The following is a 24,883-nucleotide window of genomic DNA, read 5'->3' as shown; positions in this document are numbered from 1 at the left end:
AATGCTGGCACCTTGCCAAAACTGTTTCCGCTATCAGAGAAGACCTCCATGGGTGCCTGGCTTAGCAATATCTCGCTGAAATACAAATTCTGGGCGGTCAACGCGGTCGCCTTTGTCACCACCCTGTTGTTGGTGCTGTACGCGGTGCAGCTCGAACAACAGGCACGCAGCCATGCCGCGCAAACCTCGGCCCAGGCCCAGGCGCAATTGCTCAAGGCCTGGCCGACGGGACAAGCATTGCCCAAATCCGATCAGGTGCTGACTTTCAAACGCGGTGAAGCCCCGCGCCTCAACGATCAGCCGCTGCTGGAGATCACCGACAGCAACGGCTGGATCGAGATCAGTCACCTGCCGTTGTTCGGCGAAAACCCGCTGCTCGGCGCCGAGGTATTCAGCCGTGCCGATGGCCAGCAGGTCGCCGTGATTGCCTACGCCCCCAGCCTCAGCCAGGTGTTCAGCGAACGCTTCGCCAACTACGCGGTGGCGGTGTTCATCCTGATGCTGGCGATGCTCGGTGCTTCGCAGCTGCTGATCCGCTTTCTGCTCAGCCAGCTCAACACGCTCAAGGACGTGATGCTGCACGTGGAAAAAACCGGCGACCTTTCGGCCCGGGTGCCGCTGGCCTGCAAGGACGAAGTCGGTCAGATGGCCAATGCCTTCAACGCGATGCAGGCCGGCTACCAGCGTGTGGTCACCACCGTGGCCAACACCGCACGACAACTGGACGTCGGTGCTGCACGGCTGGCGTCGAGCATGAACGAGGTGCGCCACGGCATGCTCGGCCAGCAGAGCGAAACCGATCAGGCGGCCACCGCGATCAACGAGATGACCGCCACCGTCTACCACATTGCCCAGCACGCCGGCGCCACCCGTGACCTGTCGCAGACCGCCGATGGCCTGGCCGGCAGCGGTCAGCAAGTCGTGACCCGGGTTCAGCATTCGATTGCCGGCCTGTCCAGCGGCGTGCAGCAAACTGCCGAGATGATCCAGCGTCTGGCCGAAGACAGTCAGAAAATCAACGGTGTGGTCAGCGTGATCCACAGCATCGCCGAACAGACCAATCTGCTGGCCCTCAATGCTGCCATTGAAGCGGCCCGTGCCGGGGAAATGGGTCGCGGGTTCGCGGTGGTCGCCGACGAGGTACGCAATCTCGCCAAACGTGTGCAGACCTCCACCGATGAAATCACCACCATGGTCTCGGCGTTGCAGGCCGGCACTCGCGACGCGGTGGATTTCATGCAGGAGAGCTCGTACAAGGCCGACGACTGCGTGCAGCAGGCCCAGGAGGCCGGCGAGGCGCTGGCGGAAATCACCGGGGCGGTAGCGCAGATGCGCGAGAGCAATACGCAAATTGCGGTAGCGGCGGAACAGCAGAGCCAGGTGGCCGAAGAGATGAACCGCGCAGTGGTGAGCATTCGTGATGTGACCGAGAACACCGTGCAGCAGACCGTGGATTCGGCGACTACCAGTAACGAGCTGGCGACGCTGGCCGGGGAACTGAACAAGGCGATCGGTCAGTTGAAGCTCTAGGGGACAACATCAGGAACAGTCATTGTCCCTATCACTGCAATAGCCAACCTTGATTCGCCGCCCTGCCCGCCCGGGCCTATTCTTCAACCATGAACCAAACATGGATTGAGGAGCAGCAACATGGGCAAACGTCACCCCAACCTTCCCGCGTGGCAATGGCGCGCGTACCCGGCCAATCACCAGCACCCGACCAATCTGGTGCTGCACTTGATTGCCGTGCCGCTGTTCATCGTCGCGTTTCTGTTGATCGTCTCGGGCGTGTTCAGCCTGAGTCTGGCGAGCGTGGCCATCGGTGTGATCGGGATCGTCGCGGCGCTGGGTCTGCAGCGCCACGGCCACAGCCTGGAGGCGCAAGCCTCCGAGCCGTTCAGTGATCGCAAGGACGCGGTATCGCGCCTGCTGGTCGAGCAGTTTCTGACCTTCCCACGCTTTCTGCTCAGCGGCGGCTGGTACCGCGCCTGGCGTGAACGCCACCGCCGGCATTGAGTCAGGCGAAGATCGTCACCGTCTGCCGGCTCATGGCGATCAGCTCACCTTGCGCACTCCACAGCTTGGCGGCGACATGACCATAACCGTCGGCGGCGTACTCGATGTCCGCCAGATACTGGCACCAGTCCAGCGTGCTCAAATCGTGTAACGGCTGAACGAATTCGATGGTCCAGGTCAGCGTGCTGCCCGGCGCCGGTTTCTTCAGGTACGGCAACAGCGCGGGCGGCCAGGCATCGACCAGCGCCAGCAGATGCGCCTCGTTGACCGGCTCTTCCTTCACATCCCCACGCAGACGCACCCAGCCCCCCATCAGCCGCGATTGATTGCCGGTAAACGGCATGCCGCCGACACTCCAGCGCATCGCCAGATAGCGCATGAACTCCGGGGTCACACCTTTGATGTACGGCAGCTCCTGGCAGTCGTCCCAATGCTTCATCTCGGGCGCCGGATAGGCTTCAACCGCCACTTCCGACGGGCGCGAAGCACCGAAGCTGCCTTGCACCATCGTCACTACCTGGCCGTTCTGCATGGCGCGCCCCAGCACCTGGATGACCGCTTTGCCTTCGCGCAACACCTCGACCTCGAAGCTCACCGGCACCTCGGGCTCGACCGGCCCGACGAAGGTGATCGCCAGCGAACGCACCGGCCGTTCGGCTGGCACCCGAGTGCGCATCACTTCAAATTGCAGTGCGGCAACCAACCCGCCAAAACTGGCCCGACCCTGGCCCCACTCGGCCGGAATGATGACCTCCGGTTGACGACGGACAGCATCGATCAGATCGCAGAAGCGCATGGGAACCTCGGACACGAAAAAGGGAATGACCGGATCTTAACCAGCGCGGCAGAGCGGCGCAGCGTCCATTCCGGTCAAAGAGACTGACAGATAAGACAGCCGCGCCGAGCTGTAGAGGGATTCAGGATTTGAAGCAGGTGGCGCTGAGTTTTTCCAGCACCCGGTCAGCCTTGCTTTCGGCCTTGATCATGGTGGCCTGCCAGGTGGCGACGCAGGGTTGCAGGTCCGCTTCCTGCTCGGCCTTCGCCAGCCATTGCCAGCAATCGTGCCAGTCACCCAGGGCGCCCTGTGCGGACTTCAGACGAGCCAGCGCCGCTTTCGGCAGGCGATCGAGTTCGGGATAAGCCTCGATGCCGTAGCGCACACGCTTGATCAGCAGGCGCAGGCGATGGCGGTCGTGGGCCGGATCGTGCAGCGCCACGTCGAGGTTCTTCCATTGTTTGCCCAGGCGTTTTTCGATGCGTTTGTCCAGATCATCGAGCAGTCCCTGGCGCTGGGACGCCCGCAGGAAACGCGGAAACGCATCGAGGATCATCAGCAGCGAAGCCACTTCCGCACTGGCCGCCAATGCCGGATAAGCCTCGGCCATCTGCGCCATGCGCCGCTGCGCGGCTTCAGGCTGACCATGTTCGAGCAGGTACGCCGCCAGCACCTCGCGGTCGCGCCATGGCGTGGTCACTTGCCCGACACCGGCCGCCGCGACTTCCAGTTGCTCGACACCGGGCAAACCTCGCAATGGCCGCAACAGGCTGCGCAAACGGCGCACGGTGGTTCGCAGATCATGCAGCGCCTCAGGGTCGGTCCGGGCGGTCAAACGTGCCTGACAGGCCAGCAGCCTGACTTCCAGGCTCAGGACATGAGCCACCAACCGGTCGACCAACGCAGACATTACTTGCTCCTGAATTCAATGGCGCTGCATGAGTGTGTACCTGCGCAAGGCATCTGCACTTGCGCTACGTCAGCAGCTTAGCGCCCGGCGCGGGATTCGCGAATGTAGAAACGCGCCTTCTCGGCTTTGTTGCTGCAACCTTCGAAGCCTTCGAATTGCTGCTGGGTCTTGGCCGCCGTCAGCAGCGACAGGGCCTTGGAGTAGCTCACCGTACCGGCAAAACCCTCGGCCTTGGCCAGATCCAGCTCATGCCACGCCGCATCGAGCTGGCTGCCGCAGCTGTCGCGGTAGGCGGTCTTGCCGGCGCAACCGGCCAATGCCAGGGCAATCAAGGGCACACAGATCCAGGCTTTCATCACTTACACCTCAAAGATAGGTCAACAGTCGTGCAATTAAGACGTTCGGGCGGTGAAAAAGTGCCTTGTGCCCCGTGAATCCACCGCACGGCGGAAGATAACGCCAGCGGGTCATGAAGTATCGAAATAACGACGCCAGCGCCACCCCGAACGACCCTGACGATTGTAGCCCGGCCCTCAATGGGTGCATTGTGGAAATCTGTCGGGGAGGAAGTCTGATGAAAAAGCGTGTCGCACTGGTGCTGGGCTCCGGTGGCGCCCGGGGCTATGCCCATATCGGGGTCATCGAGGAGATCGAACGGCGTGGTTACGACATCGCCTGCATTGCCGGTTGTTCGATGGGGGCGGTGGTCGGCGGAATCTACGCCGCCGGCAAGCTCGACGAGTACCGACGCTGGATCGAAGGCCTGGATTACCTCGATGTGCTGCGGCTGGTGGACGTGAGTTTCCGCCTCGGCGCAATCCGTGGCGAAAAGGTCTTCGGCCAGATCCGCAAGATCGTCGGCGAAATCAACATCGAGGAGCTGCGCATCCCTTACACGGCGGTCGCCGCCGACCTCACCAACCAGCAGGAAATCTGGTTTCAGGAAGGCTGCCTGCATCAGGCGATGCGTGCCTCGGCGGCGATTCCCAGTCTGTTCACCCCGGTGATGCAAGGCAACCGGATGCTGGTGGATGGCGGCATTCTCAATCCGTTGCCGATCGTGCCGGTGGTGTCTAGCCATTGCGATCTGATCGTCGCGGTCAATCTCAACTCGACCAACCAGCGCCATTACAAATTGCCGGTGATCCAGCGCCCGGCGGCGTTTCGTAGCCGTTTCGACAACCTGATCAGCTCACTCGGTTCGAAGATGCCGTTCCGCCGCACACAAGCCGAGCAACTGCTGCGTCTGGAACAGGAGGCGTTGCGCGCCGAGGCCGCCGAGATCAATCCATGGGTCGAAGGCGCAGAGCCCGAAACCCAGCAACCGGCCGCCGCCCCCGAACGCGACGGCGCACCGAAATCCGCCACCGGTTCGTTCATCGTCGATAACGTCGGGCCGGCGTCGTTGCTGGATCTGATCAACCAGAGTTTCGAGGTGATGCAGACCTCGCTGGCGCAATACAAGATCGCCGGGTATCCGCCGGACATCCTGATCAACGTGCCGAAGCGGGTCTGCCGGTTCTTCGAGTTCTACAAGGCGCCGGAACTGATCGCACTGGGCCGCGAAATTGCCCGGGATACGCTGGATCGCTATGAGAGCGAGCAGAGCTAAACGCTGTTCTCGTTCAACAATCGATAGCCGACACCGGCCTCGGTCACGATGAATCGTGGCCGGGTCGGATCGTCCGCCAGTTTCTGCCGCAGATGACCGACGACGATCCGCAGGTAATGACTGTCCTCGGTGTGGGTCGGTCCCCAGATGTCCTTGAGCAGTTGCTGCTGGGTAATCACCCGCCCCGGATGCCGCGCCAGTTGCGCCAGCACCGCGTATTCCTTGCGGGTCAGGGCGACTTCGACGCCGTCGAGCAGCACCCGGCGATAGGCCAGATCCACCGTCAGCGGGCCAAACGCCAACGCTGCCTGTTGCGCCTCCCCGGCCGGCGCCTGACGCAACAATGCTCGCACCCGGGCGAGAAACTCCTGAATGCCGAACGGCTTGGTCACGTAGTCGTTGGCACCGCCATCCAGCGCCTGGACTTTCTGTCCTTCGCTGGCCCGCACCGACAGCACCAGCACTGGCGCCGTGGCCCACTCGCGAAACTCGCGCAGCACTTGCTGGCCGTCCATGTCCGGCAGGCCGAGGTCGAGCACCAGCAGGTCAGGCTTGTTCAGCGCCGCCTGGGCCAGGCCCTCGGCACCAGTGCCGGCCTCCAGCACTTTGTAGCCTTGCGAGGCGAGGCTGATGCGCAGGAACTTGCGGATCTGCGGTTCATCGTCGATGACCAAAATGGTCGCGGTCTGAGTCATGAGTTCACATCAACACAAAAGATTGGCAAGAGAGTAGCGCAGGCGGATTCAGGCTTCACCGTCCATCCCCGGTTGCGTCTGCAACGGCAGGTGCAGGGTGATGCAGGTGCCGTGTCCGTCGATGCCGTCGCCGACACTGATCCGCCCGCCATGGGCGCCGACCATGCCCTGACAGATCGCCAGCCCCAGGCCCGTGCCCTGCCCGCCACGATCACCCCGGGCGGCGGTGTAGAACATGTCGAAAATCTTCGCTCGCTCATCGACCGGAATCCCCGGCCCTTCATCGCTGACCGAGAAAAACACCTCGCTGTCATCCGCCCCGGCACGCAATTGCAGACGGCCATGGGACGGGGAGAATCGCGCAGCGTTTTCCAGCACATTGACCAGCGCCTGTTCGATCAACGCGGCATGGACGAACAGCAACGGCAACTCGGCCGGTACATCGGTGCTCACCTGTAACGACGACAACACCGCGCGCAGACGATTGAGCGCACTGCCGACGATATCTGCCGGCGACACCCAGTCCCGCGCCAGTTTCAACGCACCATGCCCGAGACGGGTCATGTCCAGCAGGTTCTGGATATAACGGTCGAGACGCTCGGCTTCATCGCGGGTACCTTCGAGCAATTCGCGGCGATCTTCCAGCGGGATCGCTTCGCCGAGGGCCAGCAGGCTGTCGATGCTGCCGCGCATCGAGGTCAGAGGCGTGCGCAAGTCGTGCGACACCGACGCCAGCAAGGCACTGCGCAGTTGTTCGGTTTCACCGTGCAGGCGCGCGGCTTCCAGATCATCGGCCAGTTGCGCCCGGGCCAGCGCCTGAGCCAGCGGCTGGCTCAGGGCTGTCAGCAAGCGGCGGCGTTGGCCACTCAATGTCTGACCTTCTTTGGCACACACACCGAGCAGTGCGAGCGGCCCGTCTTCCACCGACAATGGCCACCACCACCAACGCCCGAACGGCAAGGTGCCGGTGCCCATGCCCGCCGGTTGATCGTGTTGCCAGGCCCAGTCGGCGGCGGCGCGTTCGGATTCGGTGAACTGCAACGGCCCACCGGTCTCGACTTTCCAGCCGCCCTGGCCATCGCGATTGAGCAGGCACAGTTGCAGATCGCTCCAGCCATTGAGGTGCTGGGCAGCGGCGCTGACTACGGCCTGACGGTCGGTGGCGGCAGTGAGTTTGCGCGACAGGTCGAGCAGCTCGGTGGTCTCTTCCTGGGTATCGCGCAACGCCTGCAATTGCCGACGCTGACGCGCCGCAAGGTTGCCGGTGAGCGCTGCCATCAACAGGAAGAACAGCAAGGTCAGTACGTCTTCTTCGCGCTGGATGGCGAAGGAAAAATTCGGCGGGATGAACAGAAAGTCGTAGGTCAGGAACGACAGCGCCGCACAGGCCAGCGACGGCCCCAGGCTACTGCGCACCGCCACCAGCAACACCGCCGCGAGGAACACCAGAGAGATGTTCGGCAAAGGCAATACGCTGGACACCGCCCACGCCAGCGCACTGGCCAGAATGGTCGCCACCAGCGCCAGCGCATAGTCGAACCACACCAGCGTCGGCGCCGTCCGCAGGCGTGGCGCGCGCTGCTCGTGATCGCTGTCCAGCACGTTGATTTCCAGGCCATGGGACTGACGCAACAGACGCGCCGCCAGTCCACCACCGAACAGGCGCCGGCGCAGGCTCGGCCGCGACTGGCCGACCAGCACCAGACTGGCCCGGCGCTCGGTAGCGTGCTGGATCAGGGTCTTCGCCACTTCGCCGGCCCGCAGCAGCACCACTTCGCCGCCAAGCCGTTCGGCCAGTTGCTGGGCACCTTGCAGGCGCAGACGCGATTGCTCATCGCGCACGCTGCCGTTGTCGACGTGCACCAGGCTCCACGGCAAATGCCGGCGTTGGGCCACACGACTGGCATGGCGCACCAATCGTTCGGCATCGGCATTGCCATCGACGCCGACCAGCAGGCGACCGCGCACCGCCGGCGCGGCCTGACCGAGCTTGCGGTAGCCCTGGGCCAGATCGTTGTCAACCTGCGCCGCCGCGGTCTGCATCGCCAGTTCACGCAACGCGGTGAGGTTGGTCTGGGTGAAAAACGCATCGATCGCGGCCCGGGCCTGCTCCGGTACGTAGACCTTGCCTTCGCGCAAGCGCTCGAGCAGCTCCCGGGGTGGCAGGTCGATCAGCAGCAGTTCGTAGGCTTCCTGCAGCACCCAGTCCGGCAGGGTTTCGCGCACCTGCACCCCGGTGATGCCGCGCACCTGATCGTTGAGGCTTTCCAGGTGCTGGACGTTGACCGTGGTGTAGACGTCGATGCCGGCGGCGAGCAGTTCCTGAATGTCCTGCCAGCGTTTGGCGTGGCGACTGCCGGGGGCGTTGCTGTGAGCCAGTTCATCGACCAGCACCAGTTTCGGTTTTGCTGCGAGCAGACCGTCGAGGTCCATTTCCTCCAGCGTCACGCCGCGATATTCGGACCGCACCAGCGGCAGTTGCGGCAGGCCGCCGAGCAGCGCTTCGGTTTCGGCGCGGCCGTGGGTTTCGACCACACCGGCGATGACTTTCACGCCCTGGCGCAGCTGGCTATGGGCGGCCTGCAGCATGGCGAAGGTCTTGCCCACGCCCGGCGCGGCGCCGAGAAAAACCTTGAGCCGGCCGCGTCCGTCGCGGGGCAGTTCTGCTAACAGCGCGTCGGCGCGGCCGGAGTCACTCATGCTTGAAGCTCTCTTCCTGAAGGATTCATTACAGCTTTTCCAGCGCCATGTTCAACGCCAGCACATTCACCACCGGCGGGCCCACCAGCGGCTGTTCGATGTGCGCGTCGAGCAACTGCTGCAAGGTCGCCACCGACAAGTTGCGCGCGTGGGCGACACGCGCCAGTTGATAGGCAATTGCGGCCGGTGGCAAGTGCGGATCAAGACCGCTGCCGGAGGTGGTCAGCAGCGCCAGCGGCACCGGGCCCTGACCGGGCACCAGCAGCTTGTTGGCATCATCGATCACCCGAGTGGCCAGCGCCGGATTGCTCGGCGCCAGGTTGCTCGCGCTGCTCGAAACGGTGGCAAAGGCACCGGCCGAAGGACGTGGATGGAACCAGGCATCGCCGACAAAATCCTGAGCGATCAGGGACGAGCCGCGCACCTTGCCTTCGGCGTCGCGCACCAGGCTGCCGTTGGCCTGCTCGGGGAAGGCGACTTGCGCGACTCCGGTGACCACCAGCGGATAGGCGACGCCAGTGACCAGGGTCATCAGCACCAGCAGGCTCAGGGCCGGACGTAATATTGTGGACATTTCGGAATCCTCGAATTCGTGCTTGAAGCGGTGTGCCCGGCACACCGCTGTTCAGGTTCAAACCAGATGCAACGCCGTCAGCAGCATGTCGATCGCCTTGATCCCCACGAACGGCACCAGAATCCCGCCCAGGCCATAGATCAGCAGGTTGCGTCGCAGCAGCGCCGCCGCACTCGCCGCCTGCACCCGCACGCCGCGCAGGGCCAGCGGGATCAGCACGACAATGATCAGGGCGTTGAAGACGATGGCCGACAGGATCGCGCTCTGCGGGCTGCTCAAATGCATGATGTTCAGCACGCCCAGTTGCGGGTAGATCGCAGCGAACAGTGCCGGCAGGATCGCGAAGTACTTGGCCACGTCGTTGGCGATGGAAAAGGTCGTCAATGCGCCGCGAGTCACCAGCAATTCCTTGCCGATCTGCACCACGTCCAGCAGCTTGGTCGGGTCGCTGTCGAGGTCGACCATGTTGGCCGCTTCGCGCGCGGCTTGCGTGCCGTCGTTCATCGCCATGCCGACGTCAGCCTGGGCCAGCGCCGGCGCGTCGTTGGCGCCGTCGCCGCACATCGCGACCAGACGACCGTCGTTCTGCTCGTGACGGATGCGGGCGAGTTTTTTCTCCGGTGTGGCTTCGGCCAGCACATCGTCGACGCCTGCTTCAGCGGCAATCGCGGCGGCGGTCAGCGGGTTGTCGCCGGTGACCATCACCGTGCGAATCCCCAGTTTGCGCAGCTCGGCGAAACGCTCGCGGATGCCCGGTTTGACCACGTCTTTCAGATGGATCGCACCGAGCAGTTTGCCGTCGGCGCAGACCAGCAATGGCGTGCCGCCGCTCTGGGCAATCTTGTCGATTTCCCGGGACAGCGCCGGCGCCAGGTCCTTGCGTTGTTGACCCAGGAAGGCCAGCAGCGAATCCACCGCGCCCTTGCGGAATACACGGCCCTGATAGTCGACGCCGGACAAGCGGGTTTCCGCGCTGAACGGTACGGCAGTCAGGGTTTCAGGGGCTGGTTCCGGCTGCGGACTGGAGCCGCGCAGGTACTCGACGATGGACTTGCCTTCGGCGGTTTCATCAGCCAGCGAAGCGAACAGCGCGCCTTCGGCCAGCTCTCGGGCATTCACACCCGGCGCGGCATACACCGCGCTGCAACGACGATTGCCGAAGGTGATGGTGCCGGTCTTGTCCAGCAGCAGCACATGCACATCACCCGCCGCTTCCACTGCGCGACCGGACTTGGCGATCACATTCAGACGCACCAGACGATCCATCCCCGCGATACCGATGGCCGACAGCAGGCCGCCGATGGTGGTCGGAATCAGCGTGACCAACAGCGCCACCAGGAACACCAGCGGCAGGCTGCCGTTGGCGAAGTGGGCGAACGGTTGCAGGGTCACGACCACCAGCAGGAAGATCAGGGTCAGGCCGATCAGCAGGATGTCCAGCGCCACTTCGTTCGGGGTCTTCTGGCGTTTGGCACCTTCGACCAGCGCGATCATGCGGTCCAGAGTCGACTCGCCCGGGTTGGCGGTGATCTTCACCAGCAACCAGTCGGACACCAGTCGCGTATTGCCGGTGACGGCGGAACGGTCGCCGCCGGACTCGCGGATCACGGGAGCCGATTCACCGGTAATCGCCGCTTCGTTGACCGCCGCGATGCCTTCGATGACTTCGCCGTCACCGGGGATCATTTCCCCGGCTTCGACGCGCACCACATCGCCCTTGCGCAGGCTGGCGGCGGGCACCACCTGGAAACCGCCGTTGGCCAGTTTACGTCGGGCGCTCAGGCCTTCGCTGCCGGCCTTGAGGCTGTCGGCGCGGGCCTTGCCGCGACCTTCGGCCAGTGCTTCGGCGAAGTTGGCGAACAGCACGGTGAACCACAGCCACAGCGCGATTTGCGCCGCAACGAAGGTCGGCACGACGTTGTCCGGGATGAAGCACAGCACGGTGGTGAAGATCGCCGTCAGTTCGACCACCAGCATCACTGGTGAACGCACCAGTTGACGCGGGTCGAGCTTGACGAACGCTTGCATCAGCGCCGGACGCCACAGGGCGCTGATCGCGGTTTTCGGCGCTTCTGCCGACTTGGCAGCTACCGCAGGTTTTGAAGCTGGAACATGCATATTCATGATGGATTCCTTAGAAGCCCATGCTCAGGTGTTCGGCAATCGGGCCGAGCGCCAGGGTCGGCAAGAAGGTCAGGCCGCCCACCAGCAAAATGGTCACGGTCAACAGGGTCACGAACAGCGGGCCGTGGGTCGGGAAGCTGTTCTGGCCGATCGGTGCGGTTTTCTTCATCGCCAGGCTGCCGGCCAGGGCCAGTACCGGGAGGATGTAACCGAAGCGACCGATCAACATGCCCAGGCCCAGCATCAGGTTGTGGAACGGGGTGTTGGCACTCAGGCCACCGAACGCCGAACCGTTGTTGGCACTGGCCGAGGTGTAGGCGTACAGCAACTGGCTGAAACCGTGGGGGCCGGGGTTGCTGATGGTCGCCGCAGGGCCTGGCAGCGCTGCGGCAATCGCGCCCAGCACCAGCACGCCGACCGGCATCACCAGCAGAGTCACGACCAGTAGTTGCACTTCGCGGGCCTGGAGTTTCTTGCCGAGGTATTCCGGGGTGCGGCCGATCATCAGGCCGGCGAGGAACACCGCGATCAGCACGTTCAGCAACATGCCGTAGAGCCCGGCACCGACGCCGCCGAAGATCACTTCGCCGACCATCATATTGACCAGAGCCACCATGCCGCTGAGCGGATTGAGGCTGTCATGCATGCCGTTGACCGAACCGTTCGACGCCGCGGTGGTGGTCACCGACCAGAGCACGGTGGCGGTGGTGCCGAAGCGCGATTCCTTGCCTTCCAACGGCGCGGTCTGCTCGACGGCTACGTTGTTCAGCGCAGGGTTCGGCTGATACTCGGCCCACATCGAAGTAGCGCCGCCGATCAGGAACAGCGCGAGCATGCAGCCGATGATGGCGCGGCTCTGACGCAGATCCTTCACGTAGTGGCCGAAGGTGAACACCAGCGCGACCGGGATCAGGATGATCGAAGTGACTTCGAACAGGTTGCTCCACGCAGTCGGGTTCTCGAACGGATGCGCCGAGTTGACGCCGAAGAAACCACCGCCGTTGGTGCCCAGTTGCTTGATCGCAATCTGGCTGGCCGCCGGGCCGAGCGGGATCACCTGATCGACGCCTTGCAGCGTCACCGCATTCACGTATTGCGCGAAGGTCTGCGGCACGCCCTGCCACACCAGATACAGCGCCAGCAGCAGGCACAGCGGCAGCAAACCGTAGAGGGTGGCGCGGGTCATGTCGGCCCAGAAGTTGCCCAGGGTCTTGGTGGATTTGCGACCGATGCCACGGCACAACGCAACCAGCACGGCGAGGCCGGTGGCGGCGCTGACGAAGTTCTGCACGGTCAGGCCGACCATCTGGCTCAGGTAGCTGAGGGTCGCTTCACCGCTATAGGACTGCCAGTTGGTGTTGGTCATGAAGCTGACGGCGGTGTTGAACGCCTGGGTCCACTCCTGGCCCGGCAGGTTTTGCGGGTTGAGCGGCAGGTGGTCCTGGAACAACAGGATCGCGAACAACAGCAGGAAACCCGCGAGGTTGAACGCCAGCAGAGCCAATGTGTACTTCTGCCAGCTCTGTTCGGCTTGCGGATCGACCCCGGCAATGCGGTAACAGCCGCGCTCGACCGGGCCGAGAATCGGCGTCAGCCAGGTGCGCTGACCTTCCATCACCTTGTAGTAGAAGCGCCCGAGGAACGGCGCCGGCAGCAACACCAACGCGAAAAACGCGAGGATCTGCCAATAGTCATAACTGTGCATAGCCGCTCCTAGTTCCGGTCCGCGCGCAACAGCGCAACCAACAGATAAATGAACAGCCCCACTGCCAGCAGCAGGGACACCCCGTCCAGAACGCTCATGGAAGATCTCCGTGTTACGGCGTATTGCCGCGTGTGGAGGCATTGTCGGAAAGGAGGCTGTAAAGGAACGAGACCGAGGGTGCGGGCGGGGCATAAAGAATGCGTAAAGAGTGGGTTTATGCCTTCTTTACGACTGTTCCCGGTTGGCGGCGCACCTGACTGGCGCACAGAAATGTGGCTATCGAGTCGCGAACATCCCCGATACGACAGCTTTCAGCCCATTGCGACCCGCCAATACAAAATGGCACGCCCACTGCACACGCCCTCCCCCGAGCTTTCCAAACCGTTCAGGGAGCAAACGCATGAACACACAACTCAAACCCACGCTGGGCACGTTGCACCTGTGGGGCATTGCCGTGGGGCTGGTGATTTCCGGGGAGTATTTCGGCTGGAGTTACGGCTGGGGCGTCGCCGGAACACTGGGCTTTCTGGTGACTTCGTTCATGGTCGCGACCATGTACACCTGCTTCATTTTCAGCTTCACCGAACTGACCACGGCGATCCCGCATGCGGGCGGGCCGTTTGCCTACAGTCGCCGGGCGTTCGGTGAAAAAGGCGGATTGATCGCAGGCCTGGCGACGCTGATCGAATTTGTCTTCGCCCCACCTGCCATTGCCTTAGCAATTGGCGCCTACCTCAACGTGCAGTTTCCCGCCCTGGATCCGAAACACGCAGCGGTCGGCGCGTATATCGTGTTCATGGGGTTGAACATCCTCGGTGTGAAACTGGCGGCGACTTTCGAGTTGATCGTCTGCGTGCTGGCCGTCGCCGAGTTGCTGGTGTTCATGGGCGTGGTCGCACCCGCCTTCAGTTTCAGCAACTTCGCGCTCAATGGCTGGGCCGGCGCGGACATGTTCGGCGCACCGGCGATCGCCGGGATGTTCGCGGCGATCCCGTTTGCGATCTGGTTCTTCCTCGCGATTGAAGGCGCGGCCATGGCGGCAGAAGAAGCCAAGAATCCGAAACGCACGATTCCCAAGGCCTACATCAGCGGCATCCTGACCCTGGTGCTGCTGGCGATGGGCGTGATGTTCTTTGCCGGCGGCGTCGGCGACTGGCGCACCCTGTCGAACATCAACGACCCGCTGCCACAGGCGATGAAAGCGGTGGTCGGCGACAACTCCGGCTGGCTGCATATGCTGGTGTGGATCGGGCTGTTCGGTCTGGTGGCGAGTTTTCACAGGATCATTCTCGGCTACTCGCGGCAGTTCTTCGCCCTCGCCCGTGCCGGTTACCTGCCCGCCTCGCTGGCAAAGCTGTCGCGCTTCCAGACCCCGCACCGGGCGATCATCGCCGGCGGAATCATCGGCATTGCCGCCATTTACAGCGACGGCCTGATCAACCTCGGCGGCATGACCCTCACCGCAGCAATGATCACCATGGCCGTGTTCGGCGCCATCGTGATGTACATCATGAGCATGCTCAGTCTTTTCAAGCTGCGCAAAAGCGAACCGAATCTGGAGCGGACTTTCCGCGCGCCGTGCTACCCATTGATCCCGTTCATTGCGCTGGTGCTGGCGATCGTCTGCCTGGTGGCAATGGCCTGGTTCAACGCACTGATCGGCCTGATTTTCCTGGGGTTCATGGCCGTCGGCTTCGGCTACTTTTTGCTCACCGGGCAATTGCGCGCGAACGCTCCGGCGGACGCCATGTTGACCGGGCTTTAACCGCATCAGGCATAACCGGCCTAGAATGGAACCACTGCGATTTCCCATCGCTCAAACGTGGTAAGCAGCATCGCCGGCGAAATCCTCGCCCGGCGACCTGCCATTAAGGAGAGCCGCTATGCCCTGGTATGCCTGGTTGATTCTGGTCGTTGCAATCGGCTCGATCGTTGGTGGTCTGATGATGCTGCGTGACACCGCCAACAAGGTCGAACTGACCGAAGAACAACGTCAACGCGTTGCCGAGCGCAATGCCGAAGCGGACATCAAGGACGCGCAAGACCGCTGAACGAAAAACCCCGCTCGACAGGCGGGGTTTGTTCTTCTGATCTATTGGTCTTACCTGCAAGTTTTTTAGAAGTAGAAGTACAATCACCATTTAACTATCCGTGGTTAAGATAGCGGTCTTGTCGCGGAGAGAAGAAATGCGTTACTCGCAGGATCACAAAGCCCAGACCCACCAGCGCATCATCAAAGAAGCCTCTGCACGATTCCGCAAGGACGGTATCGGGGCCACCGGATTGCAGCCTTTGATGAAAGCGCTTGGCTTGACCCATGGCGGTTTCTATTCGCACTTCAAGTCCAAGGACGAACTGGTGGAAAAGGCGCTGCAAGAGGCCGGAAATCAGGTTGATGGCCTGTGCGCCGAGCTCTTTGCGCAAGAGCAGCCTCTGGAAGCATTCATAGATACCTACCTTTCCGAATGGCATCAAACCTCCCCTCATGAGGGTTGCCCATTGCTGACCATTTCTTCGGAGCTGGGCCTGCGCGGACAACCCAGTCCCACGAGTGATACGGTGCTCAATGCGCGACTGGCGCAAATTGAAAATACGCTTGAAGGCGAGAACAGTGCCGACCAGGCTATCGTCATCATGTCGACACTGGTCGGAGCACTCCTGCTATCACGCAGTGTCGCTGACAGCGAGTTTGCGCAACGCATTCTCGATGTCGCCCGCGATCACCTCAAGCACTCAAAAGGCTAAGCCTGCCATCGCTTGAACAGAACACTGGCATTTACTCCGCCAAAGCCGAATCCGTTGGACAACGCGTACTCGATCGACATTGACCTTGCTTCGCCATGGACGATGTCCACACCATCGCTTGCAGGATCGGGATGATCGAAGTTGAGCGTCGGCGGCACCCTCTGGTCGCGAATTGCCAACAAAGTGAAAATGGCCTCAACGCCGCCAGCAGCACCGAGCAAATGTCCGATGGAGGACTTGGTCGACGTTACGGCAATCCGGTTTTCCTCGCCGAACACGCTCTTGATGGCCGCCAGCTCGCCAAGGTCGCCAACCGGCGTAGAGGTGGCATGGGCGTTGAGATGCTGCACCTGACCGGGCTCTACTCCTGCCTGCTTCAAGGCCAGGGACATCGCTCTTCGCGCACCATTTCCATCCTCCGGCCCGGCAGTCAGGTGATAGGCATCAGCGCTGGTGCCATACCCGACCAGCTCTGCCAAAGGCTGAGCACCACGCGCCAAGGCATGCTCCAGTGATTCGATCACCAGCAGGCCGGCACCCTCACCCATGACAAAACCGTCGCGACCGCTGTCGAAAGGGCGCGAGGCACGCTCGGGAGTATCGTTATAGCCACTGGACAGTGCCCGTGCTGCAGCGAACCCGGCCAGGCTGACCCGATCGATCGCCGCTTCCGCCCCCCCGCACACTGCCACGTCCGCTTCACCTGCTCGAATCAGCCGCGCCGCATCGCCGATCGCCTGAACGCCAGCTGCACAGGCTGTTACCGGAGCGCCAAGCGGCCCTTTGAGGCCATGTTTGATCGACACATGCCCCGCCGCCAGATTGACCAGGAACGAGGGAATGGTGAATGGCGACAGACGTCTCGGGCCACGGGTGTCCGTGGTACGCACTGCATCGGCAATCGCACCGAAGCCGCCGACACCGGAACCGATGATCGTCGCTGTGCGTTCCTGATCCCGGGCTTCGAAGGGTTGCCAGCCAGCCTGCTCCAGCGCTTGCCGAGCCGCTTCCATGGCGAACAGAATGAAGCGGTCCATCTTCTTCTGCTCTTTGGGCGGCGTAGCGCGATCCGGATCAAATCCGGCCTCGGCATCCTCCTCCAGCGTCGGCACCCTGCCACCGACACTTGTTGGTAAATCAGCGCTGACTGCGTCCGGCAGCTTGCTCAAACCCGAGCGCCCGGCGAGCAAACGCTGCCAGACGACTTCGACGCCGCTGCCCAAGGGTGAAACCAGGCCCATGCCCGTCACGACTATTCGACGTTGATCCATATCGCATTACCTCGCTTCGAAAGTCTTACTTGTAGCGGCTGGCAGCCGAACGATGGGACAGGTTCGGCGCCAGGACATGCCGCGCAGCGACGAAGGCCTGCCAGTCAGCTGCATCCGGCAGGGACGGGATCGTGATGAGTTCGCCCTGATCCAGACCGGCCAGCGCTGCATCCACCATCTCGCCGGCTTCCATGACCATTTCAGCAGGAATCCCGCTGGCGTCGATTCCCGAGCGCTCCCAGATTTCCGTGCGGGTGACGCCCGGCAAAACGGCCTGCACCTTGACACCGGTGCCCTGAAGTTCGGCATTGAGCGATTGGGTCAGACTCAGCACGTAGGCCTTACTGGCACTGTAGGTGGCGTTGAAACGCTCAGGAAACAATGCCACTACTGAGGCGATATTGATGATCGTGCCACGACCGGCCCTGGCGAAACTGGCGGCGGCGGCAGAGGAAAGACGCGTGACAGCAGTAATGTTCAGCTGGATCAGCCGTTCCATTTGATCGAGATCTGCATTGGCCAACAGACCGTTGGCGGCCACCCCGGCATTGTTCACCAGCAGGCTGATGCTCGAATCGTCGCGCAGGCGCTGTTCAAGTTTTGACACATCTTCCTTCTGTGTCAGATCCGCTTTGAGGACCTCCACCTGAATGCCATGCGCATCGTGCAACTGAGCCGCTGCGATTTCCAGACGTTCCTGATCACGGGCCACCAACAGCAAATCAAAACCGCGCGCAGCCAGGCGCTCGGCGTAGATTGCACCGATGCCGGATGAAGCGCCGGTGACAAGAGCCGTACCTTGGGATTCAGCGGATTTCATGCAGTACTCCTGAAAATGCTCGAAATGAAAAAGGCCACTGAGTGGACAAGCGATCAGAGGCGACAATTTATTATAGGCATAATCCTAACGAGATATGATAGCCGTAATTTTTCTCCACCGATGAACGTCCTCCTTACGTTGCTGACCGTTCGCGCACCAACGAAACAAAAAAGGCCGGTCAATGACCGGCCTCATGCTTTCGAAAATCCAGCTTAGTTCACTTCCAGCTTTTCACGATTGCGATCCAGAATTGCCTTGCCGATACCCTTCACTTCAAGCAGCTCATCTACTGATGCGAACGGCCCGTTTGTCTCACGGTATGCAACAATCGCTTTAGCCTTGGCTTCACCGACCCCGGCCAGTTCCTTCTGCAAGGTTGTCGCGTCTGCTTCATTGAGATCGATTTTTTCCTTCGAAGAAGGAGCTGCCACCTCCATTACAACGGGGGCCTTTGGTAATTCAGGAGTGACGACAGGCGCAGCAATCGCGCCAATCGAGGCGCTGGTGAGCAGGGCAAAGATCAGAGAGTAGAAGTATCCGGTACGCATAAAGTGACGCTCCATCATGATTTGAGAAAGCAGCTTTTCCGTAGCTGCTCCCCAAACTTAGGTCACGATGGGCATAAGTCAAAAATGTGTACGTTACAGCATGTGAAACAATCAGGGCTCAAGCCGGCGTTGCTGGAAGATCCAGTCAACGATCTCGCCGTCGGGGGTATAGCCGCTGACGGTTTCACGCAGAAGTTGACGGACACGCGAATAATCGTCTTTTTCGACTGCAACAAGCAGCTCGCTCAATCTGGCCTTCAGCACATCCCATGGGAGGTGATCTTCGTTGGCCGTCATGATCATCGGGTGCGGAGTCGCCGCGACGTTGTCGCCAATCAGCAGTTCTTCGTACAGCTTTTCACCAGGGCGCAAACCGGTGAACTCAATGGAGATATCACCATGTGGATTGCGATCCGAGCGAATACTCAAACCGGAGAGATGAATCATTTTCTCCGCCAGCTCGACGATTCTGACCGGCTCGCCCATATCCAGGACGAAGACATCCCCGCCCTGCCCCATCGAACCGGCCTGGATTACCAGCTGCGCGGCTTCCGGAATGGTCATGAAGTAGCGGGTGATCTTCGGATGAGTGACCGTCAACGGTCCGCCCGACTTGATCTGGCTGTGAAACAACGGAATCACCGAGCCGGACGAACCCAGTACGTTTCCGAAACGCACCATGGTGAAGCGTGTCTTGTTCACTCGGGAGACATTGGAGTTGTCGCCAAACAATACGGGGGCAATCTCACGACTCAAAGCCTGAAGCGTCAGTTCGGCCAGGCGCTTGGTGCTGCCCATGACATTAGTCGGGCGTACGGCCTTGTCGGTCGAAATCAATACGAAGTTCGCTACGCCGGATTTCAGCGCCGCCTGAGCCGTATTGAGGGTGCCGATAACATTATTCAGAACGCCCTCAGCGATATTGTGCTCAACCATCGGCACATGTTTATAAGCTGCCGCGTGGTAAACCGTATCGACCTTCCACGTCTTCATCACGTCGAGCAGCTTGTCCTGATGACGGATCGAGCCGAGGATCGGCAAAAGCCTGACCGGAACGGACTCACGACAGCCACGCTGCTCCAGCTCCGAGAGAATGCTGTAGAGATTGAACTCGCTGTGTTCAAACAACAGCAGCGTGGTCGGCTGCAGGGAAAAGATCTGCCGGCACAGTTCAGAACCGATGGACCCGCCCGCCCCGGTCACCATCACGATCTTGCCTTTGATACAGCGCTCCAGCAGATCAGCCTGAGCAGGCACCGCGTCGCGACCGAGCAAGTCGGCAATATCGACTTCCTGAATGTCTTCGACCTTCACACGACCGCTGGCAAGATCGGTGAAGTTCGGCACGCTGCGCACATGCAGGGGAAAACCTTCAAGCAGGTGCAGAATTTCCCGGCGCCGGGCACGCGTAGATGATGGAAGGGCCAGGAGGATTTCCTGCGCCCCGGTGACATCAATCATCTGTTGGATATGTTTGGGTTTGTAGACCTGCAACCCGGAGATTGCCCGATCGGCGATGCTTGAATCATCATCGATGAATGCAACAGGCCGCATGACCCGCCCCATGCGCAATGCAGCCACCAACTGGTTACCTGCCACTCCGGCACCGTAGATGGCCACCTTCGTCAGACCATCATCGCGATTGGTGAACGGTACGTGCTGGGCAGCATTGAACCAGTCACCCATGAAGTACTGGCGCATCAGCAAGCGCAGCCCACCGATAATGACCAGACTCAACCACCAGTAATTGAAAATGATCGACCGAGGCACAACGGTTTCATGGTTGCTGTACCAATAGACCACCAACGCAAGAATCAACGAAGACAAACTGACCGCTTTGATGATCGCAACAAGCGCATCATTGCCAAAATAACGCATGACGGCACGGTACATGCCGAAGCGAATGAACAAGGGAATAGCCACGACCGGGGCGCAAACGAAGAGCCACAGATGCACCTTTATCGGGTTGACCATCTCATCAACGCCAAGACGCACGATAAACGCCATCCACAGTGCGGCCCAAACAAGGACAATATCCGTCAGCACTTGAATCAACCGTTTTTGCCTGCGGGGCAGCGCCAGCAAAAATACGCGTAGTTTTCCCATATTCCCTCGTACCAATCTGACCTACTCCGTTGGTTGAACCGGCTGACGCATTGTACGGAGTAAAAGATCCGGGTTACAGAAAAAACACTAGCAAAACCCGACCGACAAATCGACACGTGGCCCGTTGCCGTTCGACTGTGCGCGGCTTACAGCTCTGCGTGGGGGCAATCCGGCTTGACAGCAAGTCTTCTGAGGGACGGCATTTTTTGATGCCGTTGATCGGAGAAAAACGCCTGCGGGGAGTTTGCCACCCCGCAGGCGTAGAAATCTTACACATGGAATTGAACAGCCGGGCTATCTTTTCCGAAAAATGAGTAAGCCGCCGACACCCATCAAGTACGCCAGCAATCCGAGAACAGCCAGAAAAACAGCCGAGCGGAAATAAGGCATATTGAACTTTGCCACCGCTTTGTATGTCCCGGCCGGCATCTCCCAGTATCGGAAACCATGAACATCTTTCGCGGTTACCTGTACCCCGTCATTAACCGTCATGGTCCAACCGGGAAAGTAAGTCTCGTTTTCCAGGAAACCAAACCCGGAAGCGGATTTGACGTCATATTCAATCTGATTGGGTTTGTACAACGTGAGCTGCACCCGATCGCTTGTTGCATCTGCACCGCTATTGATAGCTGCAATCGCTTCCTGTGCATCGGGCTGCCCCTTGAAGTAAACCGGCGCCCAGGCCTTTTTGGCAAAATTCAACAAATCAGGATTGCCGACTATGTATCTCTGCCGGAGAAACTGCATTGGACCTGAATAGTCACCAACCATATAAATGCCGGTCAAATAGCCCTGATAGCCAAAGTCCTGACCTGTGAACTCATCGCTGCGCTCTGCGCGCGAATCGACACCCTGAATTCTCTGCGCGAGCAATGGCGCGGGGGTTTGCAATGCGCCGAATTTTTCCGCATGCACACCGGAAATGGAAGGGTTATCCCAATAGGCTTGCCCGTCTTCGACACGTATGAAATCAATCACCTGGATCGAGAAAAACAAGATGAAAACAACGGCCGGATTCAACCTGAATCGATGAACGCACAGCGCCACGATCACCAGAAGCATTGTAACGAGGGAAAAGACAAACGCGTCCTGATTCACCAACAACGGGTCAACGGCGAAGTAGCCCAACACGCCAAAAAGTGCAAACCTGACCAGTCGGTCTTTGACGACACCGACAGGGCTTGCCTTGTACTCCCGATAACCGAGCATGGCGAAATATATGAGCGCCAGGGCGATGAACCCACGATAGTCCGCGCTTGGAAAACGGCTATATCCCAGCGGTGGGAACAACTTGGTAACCGCGTCGAAAAACCACCCTCCCATGCCCATAAACAAAGCGCACACGGCAACGGCCGTCATTCCCACATTGCGCTTGAACACTTTCACGCTCATGAAAAAAATGAACACAAAAGGAATGATCAAGACGTGCAACGAGCGCATCGATACGTCACCCGGCAACCCGGGAAAATCAATTCGCTGAATCAGGCTGAGCAGATTCACCGGGGCGATAAACGTCTTGGCCAGACTACCCGCTTCGGCCGATCGGGCTATCTCCCCCTTCAACATCAGAACCGGAAAGAAGGCCGGCGATGCCATCAGCACCCCACTCATCATGAGCCCTGCGCCAATGATGAAATGTTTCCATGAGCATTCTTTGGCGATAGCCGATGCAAAAATGAACACAAAAGAAATGAAGACGATGCTGATCGAAGATCCCGGGTAACCACCCGTCCACTGAAACAGCAACACAACGGGCAGGATAATCAACGGGAAGGGTTTCACCCCGTTTCGCATAAGGTCGACCAGGCCTGCAAAAATCCACGGCAGGAATGCGAAACTGCGCACGATATCCAGATGTTCAGAATTGCAAAAGAAACCGCCGAACAGGTTGTAGGCAACACTTCCGATTACCGAGGCAAGGACATCCTGGCCCGACTTGCGCAACAGAACGTAAGCGCCAAGCCCGGCAAAAAACACATGCACGACTTGAAAAACAACTGCCGCGTGCAATGTGTAGGGAATATTAAAGATATAGAAAACGTAGTTCGGCGGATAAAACAGGCCGGACTGCATGTTCATCAACAGCGGATAACCCATCCCCTGGAATGGAACCCACGAAGGGAATTGCCCCGCCTGCAAGGAAGTCAGCCAGTAATTCGGTATCGCATGATAAGTCAGGGAGAAGTCCCAAGGAAAAACGCTCTGCCCCAACAGATGATCATAAAAAACATACATATTCAGAAGCGCTAACAAACCAACCACATAAAACCACGTTGGAAGCTTGCCAAGCAGCGCTTTGACATCTCTGGCAAAATGAAACAGAAGCAAGAAAACAGCCGAAACGACAAACCCACACAGCACACTGAGCATTATTCTGATCCGACTCACCTGCTCGGCTGCAAAAGTCATTTCAAGCTCAGGATCATCAGCATTTTCCTGTATACGAATTACAGTTTTCCCAGAAAGATTGTCTATGTTTTCAATCTGGTTAAGGGCCTTGAAGGTCATCGCCCCTGACAAAAAACTCATCCCCAACACCGAGATATCGGTATCGAGCACCTCGATAGTGCCCGGAGAATTCAGCGGATCCCAACGAACTGGAGATGCCTGAATCGAGAGCGGATACGCCAGCCTGTTCTTGCCGGCATTCACAACTCCTTTCACGGAGTTATCTTCGCTGTAGCCATTCCCATCATTAAAAAACAGCTGAGACATTCCAGAAACACTGGAGATCATCTCTATATTTACAACAGGCTTACTGACCGGAGTAAAAAAAACAATAAAACTAAAAAAGACCGTCAGGATCAGGAGACTGCGAAAATATTCTGCAAATGTTTTTTTCTGGAATAGGTCAGAACGGAAAAAAGCATTCATAAACAAAGACAAACTCTTGATTTTTAGGAATCTGGAAAAAAGCGCTTGCAAAATACAGTAGCAGTGTAAAAAAAGCGAGATGCACTGTTCCCTCTGGAGCCTTGCCCATCTACAGCCCTGCACATACTTACCCCTCGTCAAGCCGAGAAAAAAGCAGGCACCCAGAGGCGCAAAGCAGCCGGAAATTCACTTTTTTCGATCCCTGTTTATCGGGCAGGGAACCCGCCGGGCCCATAGCCAATTGTGTAATAAACCTTTGCCCTTTATCATGCGCGCAGCCAAAAATTCTGGATAAACCATGGACGCCAAACAACAAATTCCTCTCTTCTCAGCCGTCGCCGCCAACGCAGGCATCGACTTTTCCGAACCACTCATGCGTGTTGTCAACCGTCACTGGTACATCATGGGTGAGGAGGTTAAAGCGTTCGAGCGCGCATTCGCCCATTACGTTGGCGTAGAGCACTGCATTTCGGTTGCCAATGGTTCCGAGGCACTGGAAATCGCGTTGCTCGGCATGGGAGTGGGTCCTGGCGATCACGTCGTTACCGTCGCTAACGCAGGCTTCTATAGCAGCACCGCAATCAGAGCGGTTGGCGCCATACCTGTTTACGTCGACGTCGACGAGCATTCCCTTACCATGTGCCCCGAGTCGCTGAAGCGAGCATTGGCACAACCGGCGAAGGTTGTCATCGTCACCCATCTTTATGGGCAACTGGCGGCAATCCAGGAACTCGCATCGATCGCCCGGGAATCTGGCGCTGCGGTACTGGAGGATTGCGCCCAGTCGCATGGTGCTCGCTCGGAACAAGGCCAATGCGGCTCCTTCGGAGACCTGGCCTGCTTCAGCTTCTACCCGACCAAAAACCTCGGAGCCCTGGGTGACGGCGGCGCGATTGTTACCTCATCGCCAGAGATTGCCGAACGCTTGCTGAAGCTACGGCAATATGGCTGGGCGACCAAATATCATGTCACCGTACCGTTGGGACGCAACAGCCGCCTGGATGAAATGCAGGCTGCAATATTGCGCGTAAAGCTACCTCTGCTCGACCAATGGAACGCGGAACGTCGGGACATCGCCAAAAAATATTGCGAAGCTTTTAAAGCGCTGCCGGTAAAACTGCCTGCCAGCCTGGATCGTGACTTTGTCGCACACCTGTTCGTGTTGCGTGTTGAAAACAGAGATGCCTTTACCCAGTACTTGAAAGAGCAAGGCGTCAGCACCGACATTCACTACCCTGTTCCCGATCACTGGCAAACAGCCTACAAGTTGAATGACACTTTTGATCTACCAGTTACTGAAACCGCAAGTTCAAAACTCGTTTCACTCCCGTGCTTCCCGGGTTTGACGACTGAACAGGTAAACCGTGTTATCGAAGTTGTCTGCAACTTCTTCAAACAGGGGGTTTAG

The 24,883-nt window shown here is 59.7% G+C and carries 21 protein-coding genes; 7 read left to right on the top strand and 14 right to left on the bottom strand.

Annotation, left to right across the window (positions count from 1 at the left end; translation table 11 throughout):
* Positions 1–48 precede the first annotated feature (48 nt).
* Positions 49–1,530 (top strand): methyl-accepting chemotaxis protein, encoded by a 1,482-nt coding sequence (locus AC07NR_RS25420; RefSeq protein ID WP_495079718.1) that lies wholly within the window; start codon positions 49–51, stop codon positions 1,528–1,530.
* 120 nt (positions 1,531–1,650) lie between these two features.
* Entirely contained in the window at positions 1,651–2,016 is a 366-nt protein-coding gene (locus AC07NR_RS25415) for an Mpo1-like protein (RefSeq protein WP_119429646.1), read from the top strand.
* 1 nt (position 2,017) lies between these two features.
* Here the strand turns inward: AC07NR_RS25415 and AC07NR_RS25410 are convergent, their stop codons facing one another.
* The 3 genes from AC07NR_RS25410 to AC07NR_RS25400 all read right to left on the bottom strand — a co-directional run bounded on the left by AC07NR_RS25410 (position 2,018) and on the right by AC07NR_RS25400 (position 4,057).
* A complete protein-coding gene (locus tag AC07NR_RS25410; protein ID WP_495079717.1) occupies positions 2,018–2,812 on the bottom strand; it encodes an acyl-CoA thioesterase in 795 nt (264 codons plus the stop codon).
* Positions 2,813–2,933: 121 nt separating this feature from the next.
* A complete protein-coding gene (locus AC07NR_RS25405; protein WP_408986803.1) occupies positions 2,934–3,701 on the bottom strand; it encodes a CHAD domain-containing protein in 768 nt (255 codons plus the stop codon).
* 77 nt (positions 3,702–3,778) lie between these two features.
* Positions 3,779–4,057: a hypothetical protein gene (locus AC07NR_RS25400; RefSeq protein WP_007963692.1), complete on the bottom strand. Its 279-nt coding sequence runs from the start codon at positions 4,055–4,057 to the stop codon at positions 3,779–3,781.
* Between the two features lie 218 nt (positions 4,058–4,275).
* On the opposite strand from AC07NR_RS25400, the gene AC07NR_RS25395 reads away from it, so the two are divergent.
* On the top strand, positions 4,276–5,313 hold the full coding sequence (locus AC07NR_RS25395) for a patatin-like phospholipase family protein (RefSeq protein WP_192552146.1): 1,038 nt from the start codon (positions 4,276–4,278) through the stop codon (positions 5,311–5,313).
* Here AC07NR_RS25395 and AC07NR_RS25390 read toward each other — a convergent pair.
* Genes AC07NR_RS25390 through kdpF form a run of 6 tightly spaced genes read right to left on the bottom strand, consistent with a single transcriptional unit; the run spans position 5,310 to position 13,209 of the window.
* The gene (locus AC07NR_RS25390; RefSeq protein WP_119429650.1) at positions 5,310–6,008 is read right to left on the bottom strand and encodes a response regulator; all 699 of its coding nucleotides are present in this window, start codon (positions 6,006–6,008) and stop codon (positions 5,310–5,312) included. The two genes, AC07NR_RS25395 and AC07NR_RS25390, sit on opposite strands and share 4 nt — an antisense overlap.
* Before the next feature lie 48 nt (positions 6,009–6,056).
* Complete coding sequence (locus AC07NR_RS25385) at positions 6,057–8,708, bottom strand: DUF4118 domain-containing protein (RefSeq protein WP_495079716.1); 2,652 nt, start codon at positions 8,706–8,708, stop codon at positions 6,057–6,059.
* A gap of 28 nt (positions 8,709–8,736) precedes the next feature.
* Positions 8,737–9,282, bottom strand: a complete 546-nt coding sequence (kdpC, locus tag AC07NR_RS25380) for a potassium-transporting ATPase subunit KdpC (protein ID WP_495079715.1) — start codon at positions 9,280–9,282, stop codon at positions 8,737–8,739.
* A gap of 57 nt (positions 9,283–9,339) precedes the next feature.
* Positions 9,340–11,406 carry a potassium-transporting ATPase subunit KdpB gene (gene kdpB / locus AC07NR_RS25375; RefSeq protein WP_495079714.1) on the bottom strand — a complete coding sequence of 689 codons (2,067 nt, stop codon included), beginning with the start codon at positions 11,404–11,406 and terminating at the stop codon, positions 9,340–9,342.
* Between the two features lie 10 nt (positions 11,407–11,416).
* On the bottom strand, positions 11,417–13,111 hold the full coding sequence (kdpA, locus tag AC07NR_RS25370) for a potassium-transporting ATPase subunit KdpA (RefSeq protein WP_192552151.1): 1,695 nt from the start codon (positions 13,109–13,111) through the stop codon (positions 11,417–11,419).
* Between the two features lie 8 nt (positions 13,112–13,119).
* Positions 13,120–13,209, bottom strand: coding sequence for a K(+)-transporting ATPase subunit F (gene kdpF / locus AC07NR_RS25365; RefSeq protein ID WP_007899818.1), 90 nt, complete (start codon positions 13,207–13,209; stop codon positions 13,120–13,122).
* Between the two features lie 302 nt (positions 13,210–13,511).
* Here kdpF and eat point away from each other — a divergent pair, with 302 nt between their 5' ends.
* The 3 genes from eat (at position 13,512) to AC07NR_RS25350 (ending at position 15,856) form a co-directional block, all read left to right on the top strand.
* Entirely contained in the window at positions 13,512–14,876 is a 1,365-nt protein-coding gene (gene eat / locus AC07NR_RS25360) for an ethanolamine permease (RefSeq protein ID WP_495079713.1), read from the top strand.
* 118 nt (positions 14,877–14,994) lie between these two features.
* The gene (locus tag AC07NR_RS25355) at positions 14,995–15,162 is read left to right on the top strand and encodes a DUF2897 family protein (RefSeq protein WP_065257130.1); all 168 of its coding nucleotides are present in this window, start codon (positions 14,995–14,997) and stop codon (positions 15,160–15,162) included.
* Between the two features lie 136 nt (positions 15,163–15,298).
* The gene (locus AC07NR_RS25350) at positions 15,299–15,856 is read left to right on the top strand and encodes a TetR/AcrR family transcriptional regulator (protein WP_248740180.1); all 558 of its coding nucleotides are present in this window, start codon (positions 15,299–15,301) and stop codon (positions 15,854–15,856) included.
* Here AC07NR_RS25350 and fabF read toward each other — a convergent pair.
* The 5 genes from fabF to AC07NR_RS25325 form a co-directional block, all read right to left on the bottom strand.
* Positions 15,853–17,127 (bottom strand): beta-ketoacyl-ACP synthase II, encoded by a 1,275-nt coding sequence (fabF, locus tag AC07NR_RS25345; RefSeq protein WP_495079712.1) that lies wholly within the window; start codon positions 17,125–17,127, stop codon positions 15,853–15,855. The genes AC07NR_RS25350 and fabF overlap by 4 nt on opposite strands.
* Before the next feature lie 25 nt (positions 17,128–17,152).
* Positions 17,153–17,947, bottom strand: a complete 795-nt coding sequence (locus AC07NR_RS25340) for an SDR family NAD(P)-dependent oxidoreductase (protein ID WP_248740178.1) — start codon at positions 17,945–17,947, stop codon at positions 17,153–17,155.
* 212 nt (positions 17,948–18,159) lie between these two features.
* Positions 18,160–18,495, bottom strand: a complete 336-nt coding sequence (locus AC07NR_RS25335; protein ID WP_423204065.1) for a ComEA family DNA-binding protein — start codon at positions 18,493–18,495, stop codon at positions 18,160–18,162.
* A gap of 111 nt (positions 18,496–18,606) precedes the next feature.
* Entirely contained in the window at positions 18,607–20,601 is a 1,995-nt protein-coding gene (locus tag AC07NR_RS25330) for a polysaccharide biosynthesis protein (RefSeq protein ID WP_248740176.1), read from the bottom strand.
* A gap of 294 nt (positions 20,602–20,895) precedes the next feature.
* A complete protein-coding gene (locus AC07NR_RS25325; RefSeq protein ID WP_495079711.1) occupies positions 20,896–23,481 on the bottom strand; it encodes a putative glycosyltransferase family protein in 2,586 nt (861 codons plus the stop codon).
* Positions 23,482–23,773: 292 nt separating this feature from the next.
* Here AC07NR_RS25325 and AC07NR_RS25320 point away from each other — a divergent pair, with 292 nt between their 5' ends.
* The gene (locus tag AC07NR_RS25320; protein ID WP_248740174.1) at positions 23,774–24,883 is read left to right on the top strand and encodes a DegT/DnrJ/EryC1/StrS family aminotransferase; all 1,110 of its coding nucleotides are present in this window, start codon (positions 23,774–23,776) and stop codon (positions 24,881–24,883) included.

The organism is Pseudomonas sp. GW821-FHT09C09, from assembly GCF_059418105.1.
Note: the sequence above shows the minus strand (reverse complement) of the source record. Positions and strands in the feature narration are given on the sequence as shown.

Bases quoted from the DNA above. Each gene is read 5' to 3' on its own strand.
- eat (WP_495079713.1), top strand. From the start codon at position 13,512: ATGAACACACAACTCAAACCCACGCTGGGCACGTTGCACCTGTGGGGC.
- kdpC (WP_495079715.1), bottom strand. From the start codon at position 9,282: ATGTCCACAATATTACGTCCGGCCCTGAGCCTGCTGGTGCTGATGACC.
- AC07NR_RS25340 (WP_248740178.1), bottom strand. From the start codon at position 17,947: ATGAAATCCGCTGAATCCCAAGGTACGGCTCTTGTCACCGGCGCTTCA.
- kdpB (WP_495079714.1), bottom strand. From the start codon at position 11,406: ATGAATATGCATGTTCCAGCTTCAAAACCTGCGGTAGCTGCCAAGTCG.
- AC07NR_RS25410 (WP_495079717.1), bottom strand. From the start codon at position 2,812: ATGCGCTTCTGCGATCTGATCGATGCTGTCCGTCGTCAACCGGAGGTC.
- AC07NR_RS25355 (WP_065257130.1), top strand. From the start codon at position 14,995: ATGCCCTGGTATGCCTGGTTGATTCTGGTCGTTGCAATCGGCTCGATC.
- kdpF (WP_007899818.1), bottom strand. From the start codon at position 13,209: ATGAGCGTTCTGGACGGGGTGTCCCTGCTGCTGGCAGTGGGGCTGTTC.
- AC07NR_RS25400 (WP_007963692.1), bottom strand. From the start codon at position 4,057: ATGAAAGCCTGGATCTGTGTGCCCTTGATTGCCCTGGCATTGGCCGGT.
- AC07NR_RS25415 (WP_119429646.1), top strand. From the start codon at position 1,651: ATGGGCAAACGTCACCCCAACCTTCCCGCGTGGCAATGGCGCGCGTAC.
- AC07NR_RS25395 (WP_192552146.1), top strand. From the start codon at position 4,276: ATGAAAAAGCGTGTCGCACTGGTGCTGGGCTCCGGTGGCGCCCGGGGC.
- AC07NR_RS25390 (WP_119429650.1), bottom strand. From the start codon at position 6,008: ATGACTCAGACCGCGACCATTTTGGTCATCGACGATGAACCGCAGATC.
- AC07NR_RS25385 (WP_495079716.1), bottom strand. From the start codon at position 8,708: ATGAGTGACTCCGGCCGCGCCGACGCGCTGTTAGCAGAACTGCCCCGC.
- AC07NR_RS25350 (WP_248740180.1), top strand. From the start codon at position 15,299: ATGCGTTACTCGCAGGATCACAAAGCCCAGACCCACCAGCGCATCATC.
- AC07NR_RS25320 (WP_248740174.1), top strand. From the start codon at position 23,774: ATGGACGCCAAACAACAAATTCCTCTCTTCTCAGCCGTCGCCGCCAAC.
- AC07NR_RS25405 (WP_408986803.1), bottom strand. From the start codon at position 3,701: ATGTCTGCGTTGGTCGACCGGTTGGTGGCTCATGTCCTGAGCCTGGAA.
- AC07NR_RS25420 (WP_495079718.1), top strand. From the start codon at position 49: ATGGGTGCCTGGCTTAGCAATATCTCGCTGAAATACAAATTCTGGGCG.
- AC07NR_RS25330 (WP_248740176.1), bottom strand. From the start codon at position 20,601: ATGGGAAAACTACGCGTATTTTTGCTGGCGCTGCCCCGCAGGCAAAAA.
- AC07NR_RS25335 (WP_423204065.1), bottom strand. From the start codon at position 18,495: ATGCGTACCGGATACTTCTACTCTCTGATCTTTGCCCTGCTCACCAGC.
- kdpA (WP_192552151.1), bottom strand. From the start codon at position 13,111: ATGCACAGTTATGACTATTGGCAGATCCTCGCGTTTTTCGCGTTGGTG.
- fabF (WP_495079712.1), bottom strand. From the start codon at position 17,127: ATGGATCAACGTCGAATAGTCGTGACGGGCATGGGCCTGGTTTCACCC.